Origin of the sequence: Psychrobacter sp. Cmf 22.2 (assembly GCF_001921745.1) — a bacterium.
Taxonomy (GTDB): Bacteria; Pseudomonadota; Gammaproteobacteria; order Pseudomonadales; family Moraxellaceae; genus Psychrobacter.
Window position 1 is genome coordinate 1 of the sequence record NZ_MRYA01000074.1, and the last position, 244, is coordinate 244.

Sequence of the window (244 nt, forward strand, 5' to 3'; positions counted from 1 at the left end):
GGCCGCGACAAATATGGTCAAGCGTATCGGTGCCATAAAGTTAGAGGTGATATCGGTCGCAATCATCGTCGAGTTGGCGGGCAACTGAGCAACCAATGGGTCAGATAAAAAATCATACAGCTCGCGTGAAAATCCGACCAAGGCTAAAAATATCACCAATACCGCGACGCATATCTTAATCAGATGCCGACGTAGCTCAATCAAATGCTCGGTAATCGGCATATCGCCCAGTGAGCTTAAGATA

General features: G+C 47.1%; 1 protein-coding gene. It reads right to left on the bottom strand.

All coding sequences use genetic code 11. The features are described 5' to 3' along the window. On the bottom strand, positions 1–243 hold a 243-nt coding region (locus BTV98_RS13360; RefSeq protein WP_256713923.1), incomplete at its 3' end, for a twin-arginine translocase subunit TatC. Position 244 lies beyond the last annotated feature (1 nt).